Source organism: Chitinophaga arvensicola (assembly GCF_900110835.1).
In the GTDB taxonomy this organism is placed as follows: Bacteria; Bacteroidota; Bacteroidia; order Chitinophagales; family Chitinophagaceae; genus Chitinophaga; species Chitinophaga arvensicola.
In genome coordinates this window covers 2,402,835-2,425,297 of the sequence record NZ_FOJG01000002.1, presented here as the reverse complement: position 1 = coordinate 2,425,297, position 22,463 = coordinate 2,402,835, and the positions used below count along the sequence as shown (strand labels likewise).

The window sequence follows — 22,463 nt, the reverse complement described above, 5'->3', positions numbered from 1 at the left end:
CAACACTTTTAAATTTATAAAACCATTTTGCTATGAGTACCGAAAATCTGAATAATGAAGACGCCATCGCAAAGCTGCGTGAGTTAGTAAATAAAATCGATGTCGGGATGCTTTGTACCTATCCTGCAAATGAAACTTATGTGCACACCGTGCCTATGAGCAGGCAGGAAGTAGATGAGCAAGGAAATATCTGGTATCTGTTTTCTTCCGAAAGTGAAACGTATGCGAATTTGAAGGTCAATGACAAGATAAGTATTTTATTTTCTCAGGTAAGCGATTATAATTTTTTGAGCTTGAATGGAGTCGCAGAAGTATCACAGGACAAAGAAAGGATCGAAAAGTATTGGAGTAAATTCGTTGAGGCCTGGTTTGAAAAAGGTAAAGAAGATCCGCATATCCGTATTTTGAAAGTAAAAGTTAAGGATGCTCATTATTGGGATAACAAGACAAATAAACTCGGAACATTTTTAAAACTTGCGGCCAGTGTGGTGTCTGGTCAAAAGCTTGATATAGGACGTGAAGGGGATTTGAATGTTTAAGTGAGTGCCGGCATTGTATTTAGGGGCCTGTGCAGGCTAGCATCTCATGCCCGGAATCATAGAACAACATAGACCAACTGCCTTCTAAGCAGTACTCCATAATGTACCTCGTCCGGTAAAAACGAGGTGTAAGGAAGTCGAACCCGTGCTCAGCGGATCAGGGGTTCGAATCCCTCTCTCTCTCTGCATAAAACTCCGCAGATCACTATGAAAATATGACGACACAAGGTCATGCCTCCTGATTCACCACATTTTCTTTAACCCAGCGTTCCACATCTACAGTTGGAATACGATGTTGATAATTGAAAGTTTGTGTCATTGGCCAGGTAACACCGGGATTTGTAAATACCAGCCGGTAGCGGTTGAAAACATCTGCTGGATCCTCGATTGCGGCTTTCTGCAATTTAGGAATGTCCCAAAGTTTACGTTTGAATTCCATATTGAAAACCTTTTCCAGCGTGTTGGCCAGCTCTTTAAAAGTCAGGGTGTCGCCGGCAATAAATACTACCTGGTCTGAAATTTCTGGCTGCCGGAACAAAATTTCAATAGTCAGGCGGCCGATATCTTCGCAGGAAGTCAGGGTAAGTGCATGTTGCCAGCTCCCCAGCGCGCTGACGGTTTTATCAGATAAACTCACCACGCCGAAATCCTCCCGGAACAGGAAACTGGTGATCATCCCAGTAGAAACGATGATCCAATGGGTGTTGTGCTGCGCCCTGAGTAAGTCTCTGACATCTAATTGCTCATCAAACGAAGGTTGTGCGCTGCCTCGTCCGATCTTGTCGTAATCCACACCGAATTGCCAGGGAATATATCTGCTGACACCGGCATCAAGTACTGCTTTAGTAATTTTTACCTGCATGCCTTTGCCTGTCGAAAAACCGCTGCAGCATATTACGGTATCGTATTTTTTAAATATTCCGCTTAATGCTGTGATGTTTTCATTTACCAGGTCAGCGGTTTCCACAGTAACATTTATAAATTTCGGATTGTTTTTTATTCTGGCCACACTGCTGGCCAGAGGCTGTACGAGAACCGCTATATCCAGCGGCTGTCCATGTTTTTCCTGGTAATCATACAGGCTGTTTAATATAGCAAGGCCTACCTCACCCGCACCAATAACTAAAAATGATTGTTTCATTGCTTAACTTTTTACAAAGCTACGTTGGGAGAGAGTTGTGGCAGGTACAAGAATCCAGGAGATAGTTACAAAAAAACTAGTTATTCCTGAAGTCGAGGGGAGTATGACCAGTTTGTTTTTTATAGAAATTCTGAAAATGGGAGGTTTCCTGGAAATGAAGACACCAGGCAATTTCTTTAACACTGTAGTTGGTATGCTTTAACAAAATATTTGCTTCTTCAATGATACGTTCGTGAATAATGGTCTGTGTTGTTTTTCCTGTCAGTTTCTTTAAAGCTTTATTCAGCTGATCCACAGAAGTTAATAGTAATTGCGCAAAATAGGCAGGGGATTTATCTTCCAGGGGCATCTCTTTGCTGATGTTGAAAAAAGCATTCTCTATAAGTTTAAAGAAGCGGTTTTCGAGGCTTTCTTCCTGTGCCGGAATAAAATCAGATAAGCTGTTGTTTAATTTCTGCGTGTAATGGATAACATCAAAAACCCTGTTGCGGATTAATTCTTCTTTGAAAATATAATCAGACTTGTATTCATGTTGTATTTCATTGAAAATACGCAGTAATTCCGCGTACTGCTCACTACTTAAGGATTGTGTGTAAATATTTCTATCTTTAAAAACAGGCCAGTTATTCAGCGATATTTTACTGGTTCCTCTGAGAAAAGGCTCACTGCACACAAGGTATCTGCCATTAAAATTTTCATCAGATGTTTTAAAACTGAATCTGATCAATGGATCTGTAAATACAATCGTGTATCCTGAAATAGTAATTTGTTTGTTGCCGGAGTGATAAACGGCTTCTCCTTCAAGTAAAGCGATTTTATAAAAAGGTTTGCGCTGAAATTTAGCACAGGCAGCAACATCTTTCTGAAGATTTTCCCACAATAAAAAGTCAAAATGCCCGGAGAAGCGCTTCTCTGCGGAGCGCCCGTCATTCACATATTGATCATAAAAATTATTGATGCCGGTATTGTACATTCAGAGAAATTGCTTTGGATATACAAAGGTAAGTTTTAATGGAACCCTACGCGCTTTTAAATCTACGAACAGACGATTGGTTGCTGCAAGGGGTTGTACTACAGTGACTTATCAATGGTGGCCGTTTCCTGTAAGGGCTTCTTATATATGTAGATGGCCGTCAATACAGTCAATATAGCGATCCCATACAACATTCCGGGGTTGTAAAAATAAACCGCGGCAGCTCCTAACGGAATAAGCATGTTGTTCAGCGACTGCAAACTCTGGTTCACACCCTGTAATTTTCCTTGTTTGTCTTCGTTAACAGATCGCGATAAGCTACCATTGTAGGTTGTTTCGAATAAGCCTGCACCGGAAATGATAAAGGCGATGGCTAATGAAATGATAATGGCAGAATGAATAACCGTGCTTGCCAGGATCAGTGCTAAACCGCTTCCAAGGCCAATCAGCCCGGATATTCCAATGCTTCTTTCGTTGAAACGTTTTAATAGCCAGGGTAACAATAACGCTCTCGTGAAGATATCGCAGACGCCGACAATGGTTAACATACTGCCTATCACGGCGGGTCCCCATTTATACACATCTTTCAGAAAAATGATAAAGTTAAACTGGAAGATACCCTGGGCGGCATAGAAAAATACACCGGGTAGCAGCAGTAGCTTCAAGGCTTTCAGACGGAAGATATCCCGGAAATGGGAAAACGTATTGAAATTGGCAGCTGTTATATGTTTTACCCGTTTTTCAGGAGGCAAAGATTCGGGCAACAGGAAATAGGTGAGTAAGCCGGAGAGGAAAATCAACCCGGCCGTAACAAAGAAGGGTAGTGAAAGCTGAATGCTTCCCAGCAATCCGCCTAATGCCGGACCACCTATCTTTCCCATTCCCATAACAGAGCCGATGTACCCAAACCATTTGGTGCGTTCATCCGGTTCCGTATTGTCGGATACAATGGCGAATAGTGTGCTGATATTGCCGGCGGTAATACCGTCTATTATCCGCCCCAGGAAAAGTATCCATAAGGCTCCTCCAATACCAAATATCACATAGCCAATTACAGAGCCCAGTAAGCTGACGATAAGAATGTTTTTTCGTCCATAGCGGTCGCTGAGCACGCCAAGGATAGGAGCAGAGAAGAAGGTGCAGGCAGCAAATACAGACATTAACAAACTCATACCCACTACCACCTGTTCGGATGGCAGGTATTTACCGACCAGGAACGGCAGTAGGGGAAGCACGATAGACATCCCGATAGAATTCAACAACACAATGGCTATGACTATCCATAATTTTTTCTTCGATTTCATTATCATGTTTAGTTGTGATGCCCACCGAATATGCTCAGCATGTTATGCAGGGCATTTTTCGAATGCATGCGTTCGCCATTGTCGAGTGATTGTTTCGCTGCTGCAGCCGCTCTTTTGCGCATGTTGGTCTCATATGCAGAAATAGCCTCCTGCATTGTGCCGTACTGGCCGGAGGTCAGGTATTCGCTTAATTCCAGCGCATCCAGCATGGCCATGTTGGCGCCTTCTCCGGCAAAGGGGGGCATTACATGCGCCGCATCGCCCAGTAATGTCAGATTGGAAAGCGTTGTCCAGCTTTGATCTAAAGGCATGCAGTAAATGGGGCGGGGGATAAAAGGTGTGGCCGCATTTTCAAACAGTTCATACCAGATGTTGCTCCAGCCGGCATATTCATTTTTGAACCATGCCAGTAGCTGGGTTTTATCTGAAAAGTTGATACCGCTATCAGTGGCCCAGTTTGCAGCGGGTTTGAAACTGGCGTAGAACGTCAGGTCCCCGTTGCCTTTAAGCCCCATTAACAGGTTGTGCTCATGACCATACGCCATTAATTTGCCGCCATTTAACAGCGAATAAATATGAGGCGCCGCATTGCTGGCATCCGGAATATTGCCTTCCAGCATGGTTACGCCGGAATAGAAAGCTTTGATACTGGTCAGATAGGGACGTATTTTCGAGTTAGCCCCATCAGCGGCAATCACCACATCTGCATAAACGGATGAACCGTTTTTGAAATGTAATAACCAGCCTTCTTCTCTGGCCTCCATCGACATAAAATGACTATCCCATACCATGGTGCCTGGCTGCAGGGATTCCAGTAGCAGCGCTCTCAGCGGCCCACGGTCTATTTCAGGATGAAAATGCGGATTATCAAAATCTTCCGCAGGTTTGGTGTCGTGGTCGCTGAAGAAAATTTTGGCCTGCTCGTCTACTATGAGTTTCCTGTCTGCACCAGGACGGAAATTCTTCTTAAACGCCTCCAGTAAATTAGCTGTACGTAACGCCGTTAATCCTGATCCTTCGTGCATATCCAGCGGAGAGCCAATGAGACGGGCATCTTTATTAACATCCCGTTCATACACTTTTACGTTTGCTCCTTTCAGTTGTAATAGCCTTGCCAGTATAAGACCACCAGGGCCTCCTCCTACGATAGCTACTTGTTTGCTGTTCAGTAACATAATTGACTTGTTTAATTCAATGTAAAATTAGGACGTATTTTAGAGGTGGAATAGCTACATTTGACCTAAAAATAGTCGTAAAAGACTTTTATGAAAACAACTGAACCGAATATTTTAAAGCGGTTTGCTCACCTGTTGGGAACAACAGTTAAGCATGGCAGGGTAAACATTCCAAAGAAATTTGGGAAAGGCTATTGTGAGGGATTTGTTTTCAATGAGCATATCCGGATTCTTTTCCTTAATTACGAATTAAAGGAAGAACTGGTGATTACCAACCCGGACATTGATGTGCCGGGAAGAATGATCCTGTTTAAGTTTCATAACATTTTCCCCAGAGCAGATGCACCGTCTACAGGAAATGGAATAAAGGAAATGCCTTCTGTTTTAATTGCTACCAGCACCATGAACACGGATGTAGTGATTCCTATCCAGACAAATATTGCATCTGTAAACATCGAAGTAGATGCAGACTATCTGAACGGACTTTTCGAGTTATCGGATAAATCACCGGTGTTGAAGAGTCTTTTGCAGAATACACAACCATTGTTATTCGACCAGGTCATCTATCCTTCTTTACAAAAGATAGTAGATGAAATGCTCACAGAGCCGGTGGAGGAAGCGTTTAAGCTTTTTTTTCTGAGGGTGAAGGCAGAAGAGTTGATCTGCCGGTTGCTGATGGAACTGGAAAAAAGGGACGAGCAACACCTGTTGGCTTTAAATAGCAACGATATACAAACCATTTACAAGGTAAGGGCTCAAATGCTGGAACACCTGGATACACCACCACTGATCGGTGAACTGGCGCTGGTCGCAAACATGAGCCCTACCAAACTGAAACGTTTGTTTAAGCAGGTTTTCGGGAATAGTATTTTCAGCTACTACCAGGAATTCAGAATGAAAGAAGCGGCCCGTTTGCTAAGAGAAGAAAAACGGTCTGTGACAGAGGTTGGTTACCAGTTGGGCTTTATCAACCTGAGTCATTTTTCAAGGGTCTTTCATGAACACATGGGTATGAATCCCAAAAAATATACGATGCTATAACGCTGAACGCAAGCGGATCATATTTCCTTCCGTATCTGCTATCAAAGCAATAAAGCCAAATGCACCGGTATCCAGTTTGGGGCGGATGATTTTTCCCCCGGCCGCTTCCACCCGGCTTAGTTCTTCGTTGATATCTTCACTTGCAAAGTAGATCAGGGTACCGCCCATACCGGGTTTGGCTTCTTCTATCTTCACCAGCGCGCCATTGAAGCCGGATTTGTCTTCACTATCCAGGAAGGTAGCGTATTGCATCTGCGTATGCCTGTCGCTCTTCATAGGCACATCGGTTAACTTGCAGTTAAATACCGTGGAGTAGAATTTTTTTGCCCGGTCAAAGTCTGTTGTATAAATTTCAAACCAGTTAATTACGTTTCTCATGATGTTTGTTTAAAATGAATAGAATACTACAAAAGTAGCTGCTGTAAAGAGAAACGTACTTGCCATATGACAAGAAATACTAACCGGCGGCAATTTCTTTCCGGATCCTGCTTAACGAAGTATCGGTAATGCCTAAATAGGACGCGATGTATTTGAGCGGGGATTGTTGTGTAATCTGTGGTCTCTCGTTGATAAGCTGCAAATACCTGTCTGTGGCATTCATCGTCAGTATGTTGATGGACCGCTGTTTCATGGAGAATAGTTCGCTGGTGGCCCAGGTTCTTCCCCATTCCCGGAAGGCTTCGGTTTTCTGCAGCAATGCCTGGAAGCTGTCGTATTCAATTTTCCAGACAACTGCATCTGTGATGGCCTGAAAGTTTTCCCTGGAGGGTATTCTCTGGAACAGGGAAAAAGATTCTATCAGTATTTCGTTGGCGCAGTAAAACTCGGTCGTAGTTTCGTTACCGTTATAATCATAAAGAAAAGACCGGAACAGACCGTTTTCTATGAGGTAAAATTCTTTGGCCGTTTTCCCGATCTCAAGTGGCATGGCTCCCTGACGGAACGCTATCCTGGTATGTGCTTTGCCGATTTCTTTGTAATCTTCTTTTTTGAGAAGAGGATGCTGATATATGATGTCAAAAAAGCCTGTTACCATCTTTATTCCGGGTTTTATACCTGAATTTACCTTTTTTCGTGCGCAAATAATGTCTTCTTTATTGGTTAAGAAAAGAGGTAGGAGTAAGGCTGGTAAACAGTACGAGCGCATCAAATGGTTTGATGGGGTCACTCGTTGAATAGGTAACGTCCTGTCCGTATATATCAATGATATTAAACAAGGGGGGCACCTGTAGCCGGGTAAAATCATCCGGAAAAAGGATACCGCCGTTATCCGGATACTTTAGTTTTAGCAGGTAAGCGGCAGACGCTTTACCGGCACTTCTTTCTGCTGGTCCAAACTTATTCTCCGAGATCAGGTGAATGTTGGCTTTTCCTGAAAAATCTGTGAGAATGGAATAAAAAGGAGTCTGCATGTCTGTCAGAAGGAGGCCAAAATTTTTGCCTTCCTGTTGCTTGTGGAGCTTAATGCGGGAAATCATTTCATTATCGCCCCAGATGATTGTTTTCTTCTCATCTGCAGTGGCAGCCACTGCCTGCCGGGCCATACAGCTGTCGAAGAATACCTGTCCGTTGTACATGTTTTCATTTAACATCCACTTTTTACAGTTCCCGATGTTTTCCAGATCATCTGTCAGTTCCTGGTACCACGGTTGACGAGCGTGTATCGCAGCTTTGTCGGCTGCCCATTGCTGTACCTGCGCCAATGCAAAAGTGTCATTCCTTAGTTTGGTAGACCATCCTTTCATCATCTCTATGCCTCGCAGACTATCATGTGGCATGATGTACCGGGACATCAGGTAGATGATAGTCGGAGGCGGGAAAAAATTCATACCTTTTAATATAACCGGATCGTTGACATGCCGGAGATTATACACTTTTATCCAGCCCAGCAGAGCGGCAAATTCCCGGGTGTTGTGAATGGTGTTTTTCGTTACCTCCTTTACCAGCATCACTTCGATATCCGCATTACTGGCAGCGTTGCTGGTCAGATAATGGTTCAGTCGTCTCATGCCCCAGTTATTCCGGGGTAGCAGTATCGTGCGAAATCCTTTTTTCTCCACCAGGTATTGTATCATGTGTTTGCTGAAATCCACCGGTTCCGCAGCGGTATAAGCCACATCTCCTAATCCAACCACACGGATGGAGGCGGGAATACGATGCCCGAATGTACTATCCAGAAAAGCATAGGTAGTATCGTTTTTATAAGCCGCCGGGATATCGGCCGTTAATTTTTGTGCCAGTACTGCTGTTGTGGATGATACTGCCAGCAATACCAGCAGGAATAATTTTTTAGGGTTGATCATAGGGTAAAACAGGCGTTAAACGGTTAAAGATAACAATGGCATCAAATGCCTGTCCATATCCTATGAGACTATTGTTGCCATAGGCATCTATATTATTCATCTTTACAGTTATTTTATCCTTTTGTAAGTCGTCATGAAAGAATATACCATTGGCTGCGTGGTATTTTTTCAATAGCTGCCGGGCAGCTGTTTGTTTTTGGGAAACAAATTCTTTTGTGATCATGAATGGACCTTTAGGATCTTTATTAAACACGCTGACGTTCGCATCACCTGAAAAATCGGTAAGAATCGTATAGTAAGCGGCGCCTATTCTCGCGTGTGTCATATTGCCAAATGTCATCGCTGTTGGCTCTTTATCAAGATGTACGTTATGCGACCAGATAATAGACTTGCCGGTGGAGCGTTGGCGCACATTATCCGCCATGATGCTGTCGCGGAAGAAGCCCCCTTTATAATAATTGGTTTGGTTCAGCGTATTATAGACTGCGCAATTGTCTGCATCTTTCATATCTGCCTGCAATTGCTCAAATTGCGCTTTACTGAGCCTTTCTTGTAATATTCCAGATCTCTGTGTGAACCATTGTTTCAGGTCCAGCCACCGGAGAGAATCCGGTACGCCGCTGCTCCACTTATATTGTAGCTGTTCTGCGGAGGTGTAATCGAATGGAAGCAGGAAATTGTAGAAAAGGTAATTTGAAAAAGATGGCCACATTCCGATAATATCTATACCAATCACCTGAACGGGATCACCGGGATGCGTCAGGTTAAATTTTTTCAGCCAGGTCATCAGGTCTACTGTTGTTTGTATGGTCATCGAACTCGAATAGAAGGCATGGTCTACCAGTCTTCTTATCTGGCTGACATCTTTTTGTTCATTATCTCCCAGGAAAGCATTTAATACCTTGAGATCTACATTTGTAAATTCTACCAGCAACTTTCTGAAACCCTTTTCAGTGACCAGGTATTGAATCATCCGCTTCTTGAATTGCATCGCTTCCTGCGCGCCATGGCTCACTTCTCCAAGGCCCACTACCGATATGCCGGATGTTATTTTTGTGTCAAAAATGTTGTGAAGTGAGGTGATGGATGAATCCTGTGAAAGGTCCGGCAATTCGTAACCAGGCGCCGTTGTATGTTGTTGTGCGAGGGCCGGTTGGAAAACAGATAACATGAATACTATTGCCAGTTTCAAAGCATCCCGGATATTATAACGGTTATTCATGTGCTTATCATGCATTTTTAAAGCGGTAATATGTCGATCATTAAAAATAAGAAACGGGGAATTGAATTACAAATTAAAGGATGAGGTATCAATATAAAATAGCCTTTCGTTGTGGCTGGTTTTTATATACAAAAAGATGCCGTCTCTTGTTGGGAGACGGCATCCGGGAAATATACTTGTCAGGTTCCTTTTTACAGTTTTACTATTTTAAACGTTTTTGTCTTGTTACCTCCTTCCAGCTTCAGAATATAAGTGCCACCAGCCAATGAGCTGATATCCTTGCTGAGCTGTTTTTCACCTTTCGGGATGATCCATTGGCCGAGAATATTACCTCGTATATCCGTCAGTGTGAGTAAACGGTAGGAGGTATTGTTCAGGTTGATGGTCAACATCCCGTTGGTTGGATTGGGATAAGGCAATAGCTTTTGGGTATCGGCGTTTTCTACCGGAACCTCCGGTTTACCGAATGCCATCCGGGCTATGGAAGAATCTATCGCACAGTTGTCGATACTGAACCAGTTAAATCTGAAACTACCCGAGCCTACGTGTATACCTGTGTAGCTGAGTGCTGGCAGGGTGATGGTGGCTTTGACAGTTTTCCAGGTACCACCGGTAGAAGGAATGGTAATAGTGCCAAAATTAAACCCGCTATGTCCTATCCATGCGGTGGATGCCGCAGTAGACCATACGCGTAAACTGATAGTATACCTGCCTTTCACGGGAACGTTCAACGTACTGTAGGCAAACCAGTCGTTTACTTTCAGGTTAGTGAAATCCTGGCCACTTCCCACATCTGTGGTGGTGCCCAGTACGGGTCCGGTAGCGCGGTTGGAGGCGCTTTCTGCTTCATACTTATCATTCACGGTGCAGGTATAGCCGGTAGTCACAACAGCCGTGGCAGACAACGTACCTCCGCTGGCGGTTACGCTGTAGGTGCCCGGTGCGTTATCTGCGGTGAAAACGCCGTTGGTATCTATCGTGTTGCCGGAGGCGGTAGTACTCCATACCGGTTTAAAAATGAAGATACTATCGCGTTGATCATAACCTTTGACAACAAACTGCTGCGAGGCGCGCAAAGGCACCGTGATGGAATCTGGTATGATCACAATACGTGTTAATGCAGGTGGTGTGATAACGCGGACAATAGCGGTATCCCTGATGGCGCCTGCAGTGGCCTGTACCAGGTAGTTGCCAGTAGCACTGGCGGTAAAGAGGCCATTGGCACTGATACTGCTGCTGCCGGGGCCGGAAACGGTCCATACCGGCGTAATGACAAACGTGCTGCTATCCTGTCCCTGTCCGGTGGCCGTGAATTGCTGTGTTTGCCCCATGTTAAGGGTTACGCTGTCGGGTTTTACCAGGATACGCGATAACGTGATGGAATCTGCCCGGAAAATACTCAGCCAGTTGAAGTTCCAGCCATCTTTATTGGAAACAATTTTGATGGTTTGTTGTCCCTGTTCCAGCCGTATAGGCGCCGACGTTACGGTGATCCATTTCTGCCATCCGCCGCTGGCAGGCAGGTTTACTGTTTGCAGCAGTGTTGAGTCCAGCTGTATCTTTAGGCTGGCAATGGAATTTACCGCTACCCGGAATTGTATGCGGTAGGTATCTGCACGGGGTACGTTGAGATCATATTCAAACCAGGTACCGGCGCCGATGTAGCTTACATCCAGGCCGCCACCGATGTCGGCAGTGGCTTCGGTACAGCAGGCGTTGCTATTGTCGAAGTTTTCCGCCTGTATCTTCACCGGCACATTTTTGTAATTGGCTGGCCGCCCGTTTACATTGGCGGCACCGGTTTTAGTGGTGGTATCTACTGTGGCCGTGGCAGTCACTTTCCCGGAACTGTTGAGTGTAGCCAGTCCTGTGGCGGTAATGGTATTGCCGGCGCCGGTGATGCTCCACACCGGGGTAATAGCGATGGGATAACCGTTCTGATCAAAGGCTTTGGCGGTATATTGCTGTTGCTTGCCTGCCAGGAAGGAAAGGTCTGCAGGTGTAACCACAATATTATCCAATACGGGTGTGCCAAGGCCTTTCTGGTAAATGCGTGCATAATCCACCACCATGCTGTCCGGCCAGTCGGCTTCTGCGATAGATCCACCCATACCTCCGCCAATCGCCAGGTTCAGGATAAGATGAAATTTCTGGTCAAAGGGCCAGTCTTTCCAATCGGTATGCGGATTAGCATAGGTCAGGATCCGGGATGTATCATAAAAAAAGCGGATCGTATCTGGTTCCCATTCCATGCTGTAAACATGATAGGTGGTATCGGCATCCATTAGTTTTTTAGTGTTGCTGATACCGCCCACATTGGTCCAGTTGCGGTTCTGGGTATGTATGGTCGATAGTACTGTTCCAAAATTGTTACCTACATGTTCCATTACATCCAGCTCACCGCTTTTAGGCCAGCCGCCATAGGCGCTGGTGGTGGGCATGAGCCAGATAGCGGGCCAGGAGCCACGGGCACGGGGTAGTTTGGCCCTTACTTCTACTTTGCCATAGAGGAAATCGAATTTACCTTGTGTGATCAGTCTTGCAGAAGACCATGGCTCGGTAGTGTTGCCTGTAGGAAAATCTTTTTTCCCGGTGAGTACCAGCCGGCCATCTCTTATCCTTGCGTTATCGTGAGTGGTATCCGTGTATACCTGTTGCTCTCCGTTGATCCAGCCTTTAGGGCGTGGATCTACTGTCCATTTGCTGGCATCCGGAATACCGTTTGTATTGAATTCGTCTGCAAATACCAGCGTCCAGTTGGGATTCCCTTCAAACGTTACATTTCCTTTTGCCGTATAGGCGGCTACGTTAGCGCTGTCCAGTTCTGTTCCGGCAACGCTGAGCCGGAGGGTAGTCCGGGAATAGTTGGCAGCGGAATTGCCACTGAGCGTAATGCGGGCGATGCTGTCATTTACCCGTTGTACGCTACCGATGGTAACGCCGGGAGGCAGATTGGAAGTCACCCAGTTGCTGGCGGTTAATGTGGAACGCCAGGCGCCTCCATTTACTTTGGCGGTGAGGATAGCGCCATTTTCACTACCCATACGGATAGTCGTGTCCTTTAGGGTGATGTTGGTAGGATTAGGCGCTTGTACGAAGTCGAAATATAAAATGCCATTTGCCTTTTTTCCGTCAATAAACTGTATGGCGATGGTGTTGAAGTCCGTACGGTTTTTTACACTCTGGAAGTTGAACGTAGCTTCTTCCCATTGATTTACGCGGGTGGGCTTGTAGGTGAAAAAGACGGCCTTGCTGTAATTTGTTCCCGGCTGGATCTTAAACATGATTTCTTCCTGTACGTTGCTGTAGATTAACATTTTGAAGGTACTGTTGGAAGACAGGTTAAAGGAATCTTTCAGGGAGCAGGAAGCGCTCATGTACTCAAAACAGGAAGTATCTTTTGTGAATTTAGCGACCAGTGTACTGGTGTTCAGGCCGGAGGGATTAGGATTGGGTACGCCGAATTGCACTTTCCCGGTGGTGGTGTTACCGGCGTAGTAAGTCCATTTCCCGGAGGCGGGACCATGTCCTTCCATATCATCCAGCAGGAGGTATTGTGCGTGGAGCTGACTGCATAACAGCATGCACCACACTACTAAGAGTGTCGATATTTTTTTCATAACGCTTCATTTTTGGTTGAATGGATCAGCCCCGCATTTGCGGGACTGATCCGGGTTTTCAGGTTTATGTGGCGGAAGTCATTATTGCTATCGGGTCTTTAGTTCATCAAAAGGATCATAGATTCGGGTTTACCACGGCATCAGCGCCGGGTATAGGCATCCAGTATTTAGCTTTGGTGATGGTGCCGGATGGCTGCAGGTCGCCGGGGTTTTTATTGGCATTGGCTGCTTCTACCAGTTCCAGTCTCACAAGATCAAACCAGCGGTTCCATTCTCCGGCAAATTCCCAGGCGCGTTCATTCACCACGGCGGTGGCGAAATCGGCGCCGGACAATCCTTCCGGCAGATTGAGCAATCCTGCCCTGCGACGTACTGCATTTATAGCCGTATAGGCGTCGCTGTTAGGGGTGCCGGTAGCGCGTGCCTGTGCTTCTGCATAAATCAGCAATACATGCGCATACCGCATCATGATTACGGGGTTAGCAGACATGTACACGTTTTTAGCGCCGGACTGAATCGTGAACTTTTTATAGTAGGGATGTTTGGTAGTAGTTTGTTCCCAGGTAATAGCAGCGCCACTGCTGTTGGTGAACTGTGTACTGAAAGTAGCATCTTTCCGGAGCCCTGCCGGGAAGTTGTTATAGAAATTCAGTTCAGGAAAGAAATCGCTCCAGCCCCCTTCATCTTCCGGCATGGTGGACAGGCCGTAGAAAGAATTATAGGTGATCCACTGGCCACGTGTAAAGAGTGTGAACACATCTTCAGAGGTGCCTCCGGCAAAGATCTTCAGGTAGTCACCCTGGTAAAGATCAAAGCTGTAAGCTGCTTTGTTGTCTATCACTTCTTTTGCTTTAGCCGCAGCCAGTGCGTATTTGGACTGGTCTTTCAGCGGCCATCCGGCTTCTGTAAGATATACATCTGCCAGCAGGGCTTTGGCACTGCCTTTATTGGGCCTTCCGGAACTACGGCGGCCATTGGGAATCCATTCTTCTGCTCTTTTCAGGTCGGCTTCAATCAGGGCATATACTTCCGCCGGTTTACTTTTTTTAAGCGTCAGGTAATCCGGCGAGTATATTTCTGATGGGATAATGGGCACTTCTCCCCACAGCCTGGTGAGCCAGTAGTAGCAGAGGCCGCGCAGATAACTGGCTTCGCCTACCATCGCGCGGATGGAATCGGGATTGCCGCCTTGTACGGCAGTATAATTGTTGATGATGTTGGTAGTGGATTGTATGGTTTTGTAGCAGCCGAGCCAGATAGGCGTCATCCTGCTATTGAGGGATGATACGGTAAAGCGGTCGAATTCCCTGAATTCTTCCTTGTTGGAACCGGGATGTGTAGTGAGATCGTCGCCACCCATAGCCAGCGCTATCTGGGATACGGTGGTAAAGCCACTGGTCCAGGGTACGAGCAGGCTGCCATAAGCACCGGAAAGCACGGTTTCCAGGCCAGCCTGGCTGCTCAGCGCGTCTTTACCGGCCACCAGCCCGCGTGGCTCTTCTGTTAATTCTTTGCTGCACGCTGTCACCAGCACCAGGCAAAGAACGAGATATATTGCATGTTTCATGTGATATCGTTTATTCATAACTGTTAGGTTTTAAAAACTGAGGGTAACACCCCCGGTAATTGTTTTTGCATTCGGATAAGTGCCAAAGTCAATACCCTGGCGGATGTCGCCCGCAGAGGAATTGCTTTCCGGATCCAGGCCGGAGTAGTTGGTGATCGTCAGCAGGTTGGTGGCACTTACGAATAGCTTTATACCTACTGTGTTTTTTAATGCAGATTTAGGCAGGGCATAGGACAGACTGATATTTTTCAGCCGGATGAAATCTCCTTTTTCGAGGAAGCGGCTGCTCTGTGTGAAGTTCCGGTTGGTAGTGCTGAAGGCTGGTATATCGGAGGTTTCGTTTACGCCGGGGATATACCTGTTTTTGATATCCGCCAGCGTGGCTTCTCGTGCATCACCGCCATAGAACATGGCGGCAGCGCTGTTGTAATTGAGCCGGTCGAATCCGAAGAGCCCCTGGAACAGGAGGTTCAGGGTAAATGCCTTATAGGTAACCGTGTTGTTCCATCCGATAGATGTTTTAGGAATACCGGTGCCTATTACGTGATAATCGCTGGCGTCGATGGTGCCGTTATTATCCAGGTCGAGGTAACGGGAATCGCCCGCTTTGGCACCATATTGATTGGCTTTTGCATCGCCTGGTTTCCAGGTGCCGAGATAGGTGAGTCCCCAGATAGCGCCGATAGACTGGCCGGGCATGATCACGAATTCAGATTGTGGCGACATACCTCCGCCGATTCTGCGGTTGTTGGGATCAAAGATCCTGGTTTTGCCCTCACCAAGGGAAATGACTTCGTTGGTATTGAACGACACGTTGAATCCTGTGTTCCAGGTTACCGCATGTCCGCTGAGTACATCGCCTTCAATGGCAAATTCCCAGCCTTTGTTCTGAACGGATCCTACGTTCCTGGTGATAGAATTGCCACCCAGGTACATGGGTACCGTTTCCTGTAACAGCAGGTCGCGTGTGTCTTTGATAAAGTAATCTGCGGTTACATTGATTCGGCCTTTAAATAATCCGATGTCGATGCCCACATCTTTCTGTTCTGTTGTTTCCCATTTTAGATTTGGATTACCGATGTTACCCATTACGAGGCCAACGAGGTGGTTATTGTTGGTAAAGGAAGCGGCTATATTGGAATAGGAGGAAAGCGTACTATAGGGACTGATGGCCTGGTTACCTGTGAGACCCCAGCTGCCGCGCAGTTTCAGGTTGCTGATGCTAGTTACTTCCTGCATGAAAGGCTCATTTGTCAGCACCCATCCGGCGGAAACAGAAGGGAAATAACTATACTTGTTGTTGCCCTGGAATTTGGAAGCACCATCGCGACGAAGGGCTGCTGATAACAGGTATTTGTCGTTGTAGGCGTAGTTGGCGCGTCCTACCAGCGAAAACAGCGCCCACTTCGAATAACCGGAAGAAGGCGTACCGGGTGTAGCCAGTGCCAGGTTATTCCACTGGAAATTTTCGTAGGTAAGATTGGAAGCACCGGCAGCGGAATAGTTATAGGTAGATTGCTGGTATTCCATTACTGCCGTCAGATCCAGGCTGTGTACTTTATTAAAAGTTTTCCGGTAGTTCAGTGTATTGGTGTTCTGTAATACGATTTCCTTGTTAGACCGTATACCGGAAGTGGAAGTATTGTTGTTGGTGATTTTACCGGCAAAGCTCTTATCGTCGTACTGCAGGTAATTGGCGCCGTATTGCAGGTTGAAGGTCAGCCCTGGTATGATATTGAACTTGAAGCCGCCGATCATATTTGCCAGCATGCGGTCTCTCACAGCCAGCCTGTTGGTAGTTAACGCCAAAGGATTATAAGAGATAGAACCTACCGGATCACTGATCACAAAGCTGCCGTCTGCGTTATATACCGGCGTGGTGGGCGCCCAGGTGATGGCCTGTGCGAGCGGACTGCTGGGACCATCTGCAGGAATGTCTACGTTTTGCGCAGTACTGTAGGAACCCGTGATGTTCAGGAAGGTAGATACTTTGTCGGACAGTTTGGAATTGATATTGGAACGGACGGTATAACGCTTGTAAAAAGAATTATTAATGATACCGTCCTGGTTCAGGTAATTGCCTGAAATGAAGTAGCTGGATTTATCGTTTCCCCCGGAAAGATTCAACAGGTACTCCTGGCTGGGTGCTGCTCTGAATATTTCATCCTGCCAGTTGGTGCCGCCTTTGGCGCGGAATTCAGAGATCTGTGCGTCCGTGAATTTTGGCGCAGTACCTACCGCAACCGCGTGTGCATTGGCGGTTTCGGCAAAGTCTGATGCATTCAGCAGGTCCAGTTTTTTCAGCACGGTAGAAGAACCGAAGCGCGAAGTGAAGTTTACTTTCAATCCGCCGTTGTTGCCTTTTTTGGTGGTTACCAAAATCACCCCATTGGAGCCTCGGCTGCCATAAATCGCTGTAGCGGCAGCATCTTTCAATACCTGGATCGACTCAATATCGTCCGGGTTAATGGCGAAGAATTCAGCGCCTACAAAACCATCCACAACATACAACGGATCGTTGCTGCCATTGATGGAGTTGGAACCACGGATCCGGATACGCACCCCTCCACCGGGAGAACCGGCAGAATTAGTAACCTGCACACCGGTGGCACGTCCCTGCAGTACCTGGTCGAGGCGGTTTACCGGTGCATCCTGGAATGATCTGGATGAGATGGAAGAAATGGAGCTGCTGAGGCTTCCCTTTTTTTGTTCACCATAGCCCACTACCACCAGTTCGTTGATATTGGAGGCAGATGGTTGGAGGGTGATGGATAATTCCCTTCTGCTACCTACCGGCATTTCTATTTTGTTGTAGCCAAGGGAAGATATCACCAATATGGCATTATCGTCCGGTACAGTAATGGTGTACTCGCCTTTCTCATTGGTAGCTACGCCCTTATTGGTACCTTTTACCTGTATAGTAACGCCTGGCAGCGGTTCTCCGTTGTTGTTGGTGACCTTTCCGCTGATTTCTTTTTCAACGATGGCAATTGTAGCGTCCGGGGCAGGTTTCCGTTTCACGATAATTACCTTGTCTGAGATGGAGTAAGTCAGCGGTTGATCCAGGAAACAGGCTTCCAGTGCCTGCTCCAGCGGAGCATCCTTTAACTGCAGGCTGACTTTACGTCCTTGCAGCAATTGTTCATCGGTGTACAGGAAGGTATAACCGGTTTGCTTCCGGATCTCCTGGAAAACTTTGTCCAGCGGCGAGTTACGTTGTGAAAGGGTCACTCTTTGTGCATACCCGGCTGCATGTACCTGTAGCAGGGTAATGGTCATCAAAAGCACCGTTAATTTCATGATCAGTAACGTTTTTGCAGATAATCGTGGAAAATGTTTGCCCCACGCAGCGCATAGTTGCCTGCCTTGGGAAAAAAGCATCAATTGCATACATTTGTATGGTTTGGGTAAATAATGAATAATTGCTGTCAGCGATTGTACATACAGGCCCAGGCTTTTTACCGGGAGCGCGGGAACGCTTCCGGTTTTTTTAGGCCCATATATGTAAAGGGATAAGTGGAATTTACGGACTCATGGTATCAGTTTTTAAAACATATAGGTAAAATCAGGGAGATACGATGATCTGTTTTCCCCTGATGTCGAAATGCACTTCTCCTGTCATCTCCATCATTTTTAACACTTGTGATACGGGTACATTTCTCGGAATGATACCGCGAAAGTGCGCGGTGACGGGCGCTTTATACACTACTTCCATGTCGTACCAGCGCGCTATCAGGCGCATGGCGGATGTAATGTCATTTCCTTCCAGTTGCAGGTAGCCATTTTTCCAGGCCACGGCTTCCTCTGTGTTTACCTGTGGGAGTACGGACAGCAGATGATCCTGCCTGTTGAGATATGCGCCCTGTCCGGGAGCCAGCTGCTTACTCGTATTTCCATGACTAACTTTCACTGCGCCCTGGAGCAGGGTGGTATTGATCGCGGTTTCATCTTCGTAGGCCATGATATTGAATTGTGTGCCCAGTACCGTTACTTCCAGCTGATCTGTTCCGGTATGAACATTTACCTTGAACGGCATATCAGCCCGTTGGACTACTTCAAAATAGGCTTCTCCGGTCAGCTCCACCTGTCTGCTGCGGCCATTGAAGGCAACAGGGTATTTCAGGGCACTGGCTGCGTTCAACCACACTTTGGTACCATCAGGCAAGGTCACCTGGAATTGGCCGCCTTTTGGGGTGCGTAACGTATTATAGGATGTGGTTACGGCATGGTCTTCTGCCAGCGGAGTATACATCAGTTGTCCGCCGGCGGGTCTGCTGATCCGGGTATTGCCTTGCCGGGTGAGCGTTCCGTCGCCGCTACTGTCTAGCGGTACCTGTGTACCATCTGCCAGCGTGAGGATGGCTTTGTTGCCACCGGGCGCTATATCATTTTTAAGCAGCGGCGCTGTTGTGGCCATTTCCGGTGCGTGAGCAGCGGGGCGCAGAAGCCAGTATGCCCCGGCCAGTAAAAGCAGCAATGCGGCAGCAGCTGCTGATAACCAGCGCAGCCTCCCAAGGCGTACAACCGGCGCCTGGTTTGTTTCCGGAAGGTGATCTGATGCCAGTATCTTCCCGGCAATATTATCCCAGTATACGCTGTCGTAAGCGTCGGATGGCGCTGCGGGAATCTCTTCCTGTAACAGCTGTTCCAGCTGCCGGGTAATATCGCCTGCCTGGTCATCCCTGACGAGGTTGGATAATTCCTGCAACTCTGCGTCAGTGGCGGAGTAGTTCAATGCCTGTCGTAACAGGTAGCTAAGACGGTCCTGGATAGACAATTTTGGTCGTTTTTGTGATGCTGAACGTGGTATTTAAAGCAACGTGAAATAGTCCTCTCTATACAAACAGACGCGCTAACAAATATTTAGGACCTATCGGAATAAAAAAAAATTATAACCGCAGTAACCACACTATCAGCGCGGGTAACAGGTGACCTGCACCTTCCAGGTGCTTGCGGATGGATTGTAATGACCGGACCAGCGAATTTTTAACGGTATTGGTGGAAAGAGAAAGTTCTCTGGCAATCTCGGGTATCTTCAGCCCTTGTTCCCGGCTGAGCAGGTATATCTGTTTCGCACGCGGGGGAAGCTGTGCCACGGCAAGGCCTACCTGTTTCATCATGGAATCATAAGCCATATTTTCTTCCATGCTGAAAACCGGTTCCACCGGTGCCAGGGTATCCATCGCTTTGTGGTGTACCGCCTGTTTCCGCAGGTAAGTAAAAGACTGGTAAAAAACGATGCGCAGCAGCCAGGATCGTGGCTGTTCTATTTCAGGCAGTTTGTCACGACTGACCCATAGTCGCAGAAATGTTTCCTGGATGATGTCTTCGGTAACGGCCGCTGTTTTGGTGATGTGCTGGGCTATGGGACGGAGTTGCGGCACATATTTATGAAACAACCGCCGGAAAGCGGTTTCATCGCCTTCTGCGATGGCCAGAAATAATTCTTTATCGTCGTATAATTGCGCATGCATGCCGGAAAGCCCCTGTTGCTAAAGTAGCAAAATCTTGCGGAAGATAATTTATTTCCGGGCGCGGCATAAAAAAAGGATGTCTCCTGTTCTTATATAAACAGAGAGACATCCCGTTTTTTTACTTCCGTGTGGCCGGTACAAATAATACGGCATCTGCTACTACAGTGCCGGATGATTTACCTGTCTGGAATTCCACCCAGGCGCCGGGTGTCAGCTGATAGGTACCCAGGTGTACCCACTCTCCCGATGTTTGTCCTTCTACTTTCACACCACCCGCATCGATACTGGTATCGTGGGATGTTTTCCCGTCATAGATGGTCACGCCTGTATGCGGCGCCTGGCCTTGTACACGTGGTACATAAGTATATACCTGGTACTTGCCGGCTTTCTTTACTTCCGGAGAATAACGTACACTTTTCTCGCCACCGTTACGGTCAACCAGCATGGAAGGGCCATAACCGCCATGACGTTCGGTCTGCCAATCACCTTTGATGACTACACGCTTGCTGTCATTGTCGTCCACCAGGATTTCCGGTGTACTGTTATCCGCGAGTGGATTCTGTTCCAGGATACGTTGTACTTTGGTAACATCTGTCTGCTGTACGGAAACACCGTCGTTGATCGCTACTGTAGCGGCTGTGGCGGCAGATTGTGCCAGCACCATGAACACGGGTTCCATACGGATAGAGCCATAGGCAATATGTGTGGCCGACAGGCAAACAGGTACCAGCAGGTTACTGCACTCACCTGTTTTCGGTATAATGGAACGATAGGAAACCGGGTAAGGGCCAAAACCACCAACCTGTACATCCCCTTCATTTTTAACCATACCGTTTACGACTACACGCTGGCAGTTGTGGGAATCCATGGTATATGCGGCCATACCAACGCCATCGGTTACTTTTTCCTTGCCTTCACAATTGGCTTGCGTCATTACATATTCACCCACCATGCGGCGTACTTCGCGCACGTATAACTGCGGCGACCAGTGTCCGTTGTTGGTGTATTCATCTTTCGGATAGCCCCACTGCAGCATCTCTTTGCGGAGATGTTCCGGTACACGGGGATCATGACCAATGAAATACAACAGCCCTTTGGTGTAGCTTTCATGGTTCTGGATGATACGCTTCCTGGTGGCGGCATCTCCTTCGGCGTACTCATAATTTTCACCGATCATATCGGTAGAAAAGGCGCCGTTGTTGTTGATGTCCGTTTTACCATTGGGCATATGGTCTATTTTCAGGATAGCGCTCAGGCTTTTGGGATTGGTTTTTTCCAGTAAACGTATAAGCAGTTCATATTTTTCTGGTTTATAGTCAGCCGGCTGCGGAATCTCGATACGGTTTTCCGGTACATTGGACAGGCAGATCCGGAAATTATAGGTCTGCAGTTTTTTGTCGCCCGTGCCGGGTGCATCCAGTGTAGCCGGACTGATGCCCCAGAGCAGGCCGCTTTCCGGTTTGCCGGGTACTTTATACGGATCAACACCATCCGGAAACTGGTGGTATTGTTTCATCTGTACGCCATTGTATGTTTCGTTGTACTGGGCATTGGCTTCCCGGCCTACGGTGTAGGATACACCGGCTTTTGCCATCAGGTCTCCTTCATAGGAGCAGTCGATGAACATTTTTGCACGGATAGTACGTGTATCCTTTCCTGTTATGGTAACGGAAGTGATGGCGCCGTTGGATTTTTCTACTTTATCCAGCTGGTACTCGTACAATATCGGCAGGCTGGCGGCTTTGATATACTGGTCAAAGGTTTGCGAGGCCACATGCGGTTCAAAGATCCACTGTTCGAAACGTCCGTAGCGGGTACCTATCTTCCGGTAAAAATCCCTGGAGATACCAGTAATAGCAGATTTATTACCAATGTCTGTATACCCCAGTCCGCCTGTGGTCAGTCCGCCGAGTTGTTTTTCAGGCGAGATAAGTACCACGGTTTTGTTCAGCTTTTTGGCGGTATAGGCGGCAATGACACCGGCAGAGGTGCCACCATATACGCAGATATCTACTTGTTGCGGAGGAGCCGTTGCTTTCGCCGCAAAACCCGTCGACAGGGTTGCTACAATTAATAACAGATTCAGTTTCATAGTTTGTCAGTT

The 22,463-nt window shown here is 47.0% G+C and carries 16 protein-coding genes; 2 read left to right on the top strand and 14 right to left on the bottom strand.

Annotated features, from left to right (window positions below):
* Positions 1-32 precede the first annotated feature (32 nt).
* Positions 33-539 carry a pyridoxamine 5'-phosphate oxidase family protein gene (locus tag BMW79_RS27130; protein ID WP_089900618.1) on the top strand — a complete coding sequence of 169 codons (507 nt, stop codon included), beginning with the start codon at positions 33-35 and terminating at the stop codon, positions 537-539.
* Between the two features lie 229 nt (positions 540-768).
* Here BMW79_RS27130 and BMW79_RS27125 read toward each other — a convergent pair whose 3' ends face one another.
* The 4 genes from BMW79_RS27125 to BMW79_RS27110 form a co-directional block, all read right to left on the bottom strand.
* Positions 769-1,680, bottom strand: a complete 912-nt coding sequence (locus tag BMW79_RS27125) for an aromatic alcohol reductase (protein ID WP_089900614.1) — start codon at positions 1,678-1,680, stop codon at positions 769-771.
* 76 nt (positions 1,681-1,756) lie between these two features.
* Positions 1,757-2,653 (bottom strand): helix-turn-helix domain-containing protein, encoded by an 897-nt coding sequence (locus BMW79_RS27120; protein WP_089900611.1) that lies wholly within the window; start codon positions 2,651-2,653, stop codon positions 1,757-1,759.
* 98 nt (positions 2,654-2,751) lie between these two features.
* On the bottom strand, positions 2,752-3,957 hold the full coding sequence (locus BMW79_RS27115; RefSeq protein ID WP_089900608.1) for an MFS transporter: 1,206 nt from the start codon (positions 3,955-3,957) through the stop codon (positions 2,752-2,754).
* Between the two features lie 8 nt (positions 3,958-3,965).
* Positions 3,966-5,132 (bottom strand): FAD-dependent oxidoreductase, encoded by a 1,167-nt coding sequence (locus tag BMW79_RS27110; RefSeq protein WP_089900605.1) that lies wholly within the window; start codon positions 5,130-5,132, stop codon positions 3,966-3,968.
* Between the two features lie 90 nt (positions 5,133-5,222).
* Here BMW79_RS27110 and BMW79_RS27105 point away from each other — a divergent pair, with 90 nt between their 5' ends.
* Positions 5,223-6,173, top strand: coding sequence for a helix-turn-helix transcriptional regulator (locus BMW79_RS27105; protein WP_089900602.1), 951 nt, complete (start codon positions 5,223-5,225; stop codon positions 6,171-6,173).
* On the opposite strand, the gene BMW79_RS27100 is transcribed toward BMW79_RS27105, so the two are convergent.
* The 10 genes from BMW79_RS27100 to BMW79_RS27055 form a co-directional block, all read right to left on the bottom strand.
* Positions 6,168-6,551, bottom strand: a complete 384-nt coding sequence (locus BMW79_RS27100) for a VOC family protein (RefSeq protein WP_089900599.1) — start codon at positions 6,549-6,551, stop codon at positions 6,168-6,170. The two genes, BMW79_RS27105 and BMW79_RS27100, sit on opposite strands and share 6 nt — an antisense overlap.
* Before the next feature lie 79 nt (positions 6,552-6,630).
* On the bottom strand, positions 6,631-7,209 hold the full coding sequence (locus BMW79_RS27095; RefSeq protein WP_089900595.1) for a Crp/Fnr family transcriptional regulator: 579 nt from the start codon (positions 7,207-7,209) through the stop codon (positions 6,631-6,633).
* 58 nt (positions 7,210-7,267) lie between these two features.
* On the bottom strand, positions 7,268-8,476 hold the full coding sequence (locus BMW79_RS27090) for a TraB/GumN family protein (protein ID WP_089900592.1): 1,209 nt from the start codon (positions 8,474-8,476) through the stop codon (positions 7,268-7,270).
* Positions 8,463-9,698, bottom strand: a complete 1,236-nt coding sequence (locus BMW79_RS27085) for an erythromycin esterase family protein (protein WP_177192351.1) — start codon at positions 9,696-9,698, stop codon at positions 8,463-8,465. Before BMW79_RS27085 ends, BMW79_RS27090 begins: the two co-directional genes overlap by 14 nt.
* 191 nt (positions 9,699-9,889) lie before the next feature.
* Positions 9,890-13,318, bottom strand: coding sequence for a carbohydrate-binding protein (locus BMW79_RS27080; protein ID WP_089900586.1), 3,429 nt, complete (start codon positions 13,316-13,318; stop codon positions 9,890-9,892).
* A gap of 115 nt (positions 13,319-13,433) precedes the next feature.
* A complete protein-coding gene (locus BMW79_RS27075; protein WP_089900585.1) occupies positions 13,434-14,885 on the bottom strand; it encodes a RagB/SusD family nutrient uptake outer membrane protein in 1,452 nt (483 codons plus the stop codon).
* A gap of 30 nt (positions 14,886-14,915) precedes the next feature.
* Positions 14,916-18,185: a TonB-dependent receptor gene (locus tag BMW79_RS27070; protein ID WP_177192350.1), complete on the bottom strand. Its 3,270-nt coding sequence runs from the start codon at positions 18,183-18,185 to the stop codon at positions 14,916-14,918.
* A gap of 265 nt (positions 18,186-18,450) precedes the next feature.
* A complete protein-coding gene (locus BMW79_RS27065; protein ID WP_089900580.1) occupies positions 18,451-19,662 on the bottom strand; it encodes a FecR family protein in 1,212 nt (403 codons plus the stop codon).
* 112 nt (positions 19,663-19,774) lie between these two features.
* Positions 19,775-20,359, bottom strand: a complete 585-nt coding sequence (locus BMW79_RS27060; RefSeq protein WP_089900577.1) for an RNA polymerase sigma factor — start codon at positions 20,357-20,359, stop codon at positions 19,775-19,777.
* Positions 20,360-20,477: 118 nt separating this feature from the next.
* Positions 20,478-22,451 carry an FAD-dependent oxidoreductase gene (locus BMW79_RS27055; protein ID WP_089900574.1) on the bottom strand — a complete coding sequence of 658 codons (1,974 nt, stop codon included), beginning with the start codon at positions 22,449-22,451 and terminating at the stop codon, positions 20,478-20,480.
* Between the last annotated feature and the right edge of the window lie 12 nt (positions 22,452-22,463).

Coding starts and splice junctions, on each gene's coding strand:
- BMW79_RS27075 (WP_089900585.1), bottom strand. CDS start 14,885: ATGAAACATGCAATATATCTCGTTCTTTGCCTGGTGCTGGTGACAGCG.
- BMW79_RS27120 (WP_089900611.1), bottom strand. CDS start 2,653: ATGTACAATACCGGCATCAATAATTTTTATGATCAATATGTGAATGAC.
- BMW79_RS27105 (WP_089900602.1), top strand. CDS start 5,223: ATGAAAACAACTGAACCGAATATTTTAAAGCGGTTTGCTCACCTGTTG.
- BMW79_RS27060 (WP_089900577.1), bottom strand. CDS start 20,359: ATGCATGCGCAATTATACGACGATAAAGAATTATTTCTGGCCATCGCA.
- BMW79_RS27110 (WP_089900605.1), bottom strand. CDS start 5,132: ATGTTACTGAACAGCAAACAAGTAGCTATCGTAGGAGGAGGCCCTGGT.
- BMW79_RS27055 (WP_089900574.1), bottom strand. CDS start 22,451: ATGAAACTGAATCTGTTATTAATTGTAGCAACCCTGTCGACGGGTTTT.
- BMW79_RS27125 (WP_089900614.1), bottom strand. CDS start 1,680: ATGAAACAATCATTTTTAGTTATTGGTGCGGGTGAGGTAGGCCTTGCT.
- BMW79_RS27115 (WP_089900608.1), bottom strand. CDS start 3,957: ATGAAATCGAAGAAAAAATTATGGATAGTCATAGCCATTGTGTTGTTG.
- BMW79_RS27085 (WP_177192351.1), bottom strand. CDS start 9,698: ATGAATAACCGTTATAATATCCGGGATGCTTTGAAACTGGCAATAGTA.
- BMW79_RS27090 (WP_089900592.1), bottom strand. CDS start 8,476: ATGATCAACCCTAAAAAATTATTCCTGCTGGTATTGCTGGCAGTATCA.
- BMW79_RS27080 (WP_089900586.1), bottom strand. CDS start 13,318: ATGAAAAAAATATCGACACTCTTAGTAGTGTGGTGCATGCTGTTATGC.
- BMW79_RS27130 (WP_089900618.1), top strand. CDS start 33: ATGAGTACCGAAAATCTGAATAATGAAGACGCCATCGCAAAGCTGCGT.
- BMW79_RS27095 (WP_089900595.1), bottom strand. CDS start 7,209: ATGGTAACAGGCTTTTTTGACATCATATATCAGCATCCTCTTCTCAAA.
- BMW79_RS27100 (WP_089900599.1), bottom strand. CDS start 6,551: ATGAGAAACGTAATTAACTGGTTTGAAATTTATACAACAGACTTTGAC.
- BMW79_RS27070 (WP_177192350.1), bottom strand. CDS start 18,185: ATGAAATTAACGGTGCTTTTGATGACCATTACCCTGCTACAGGTACAT.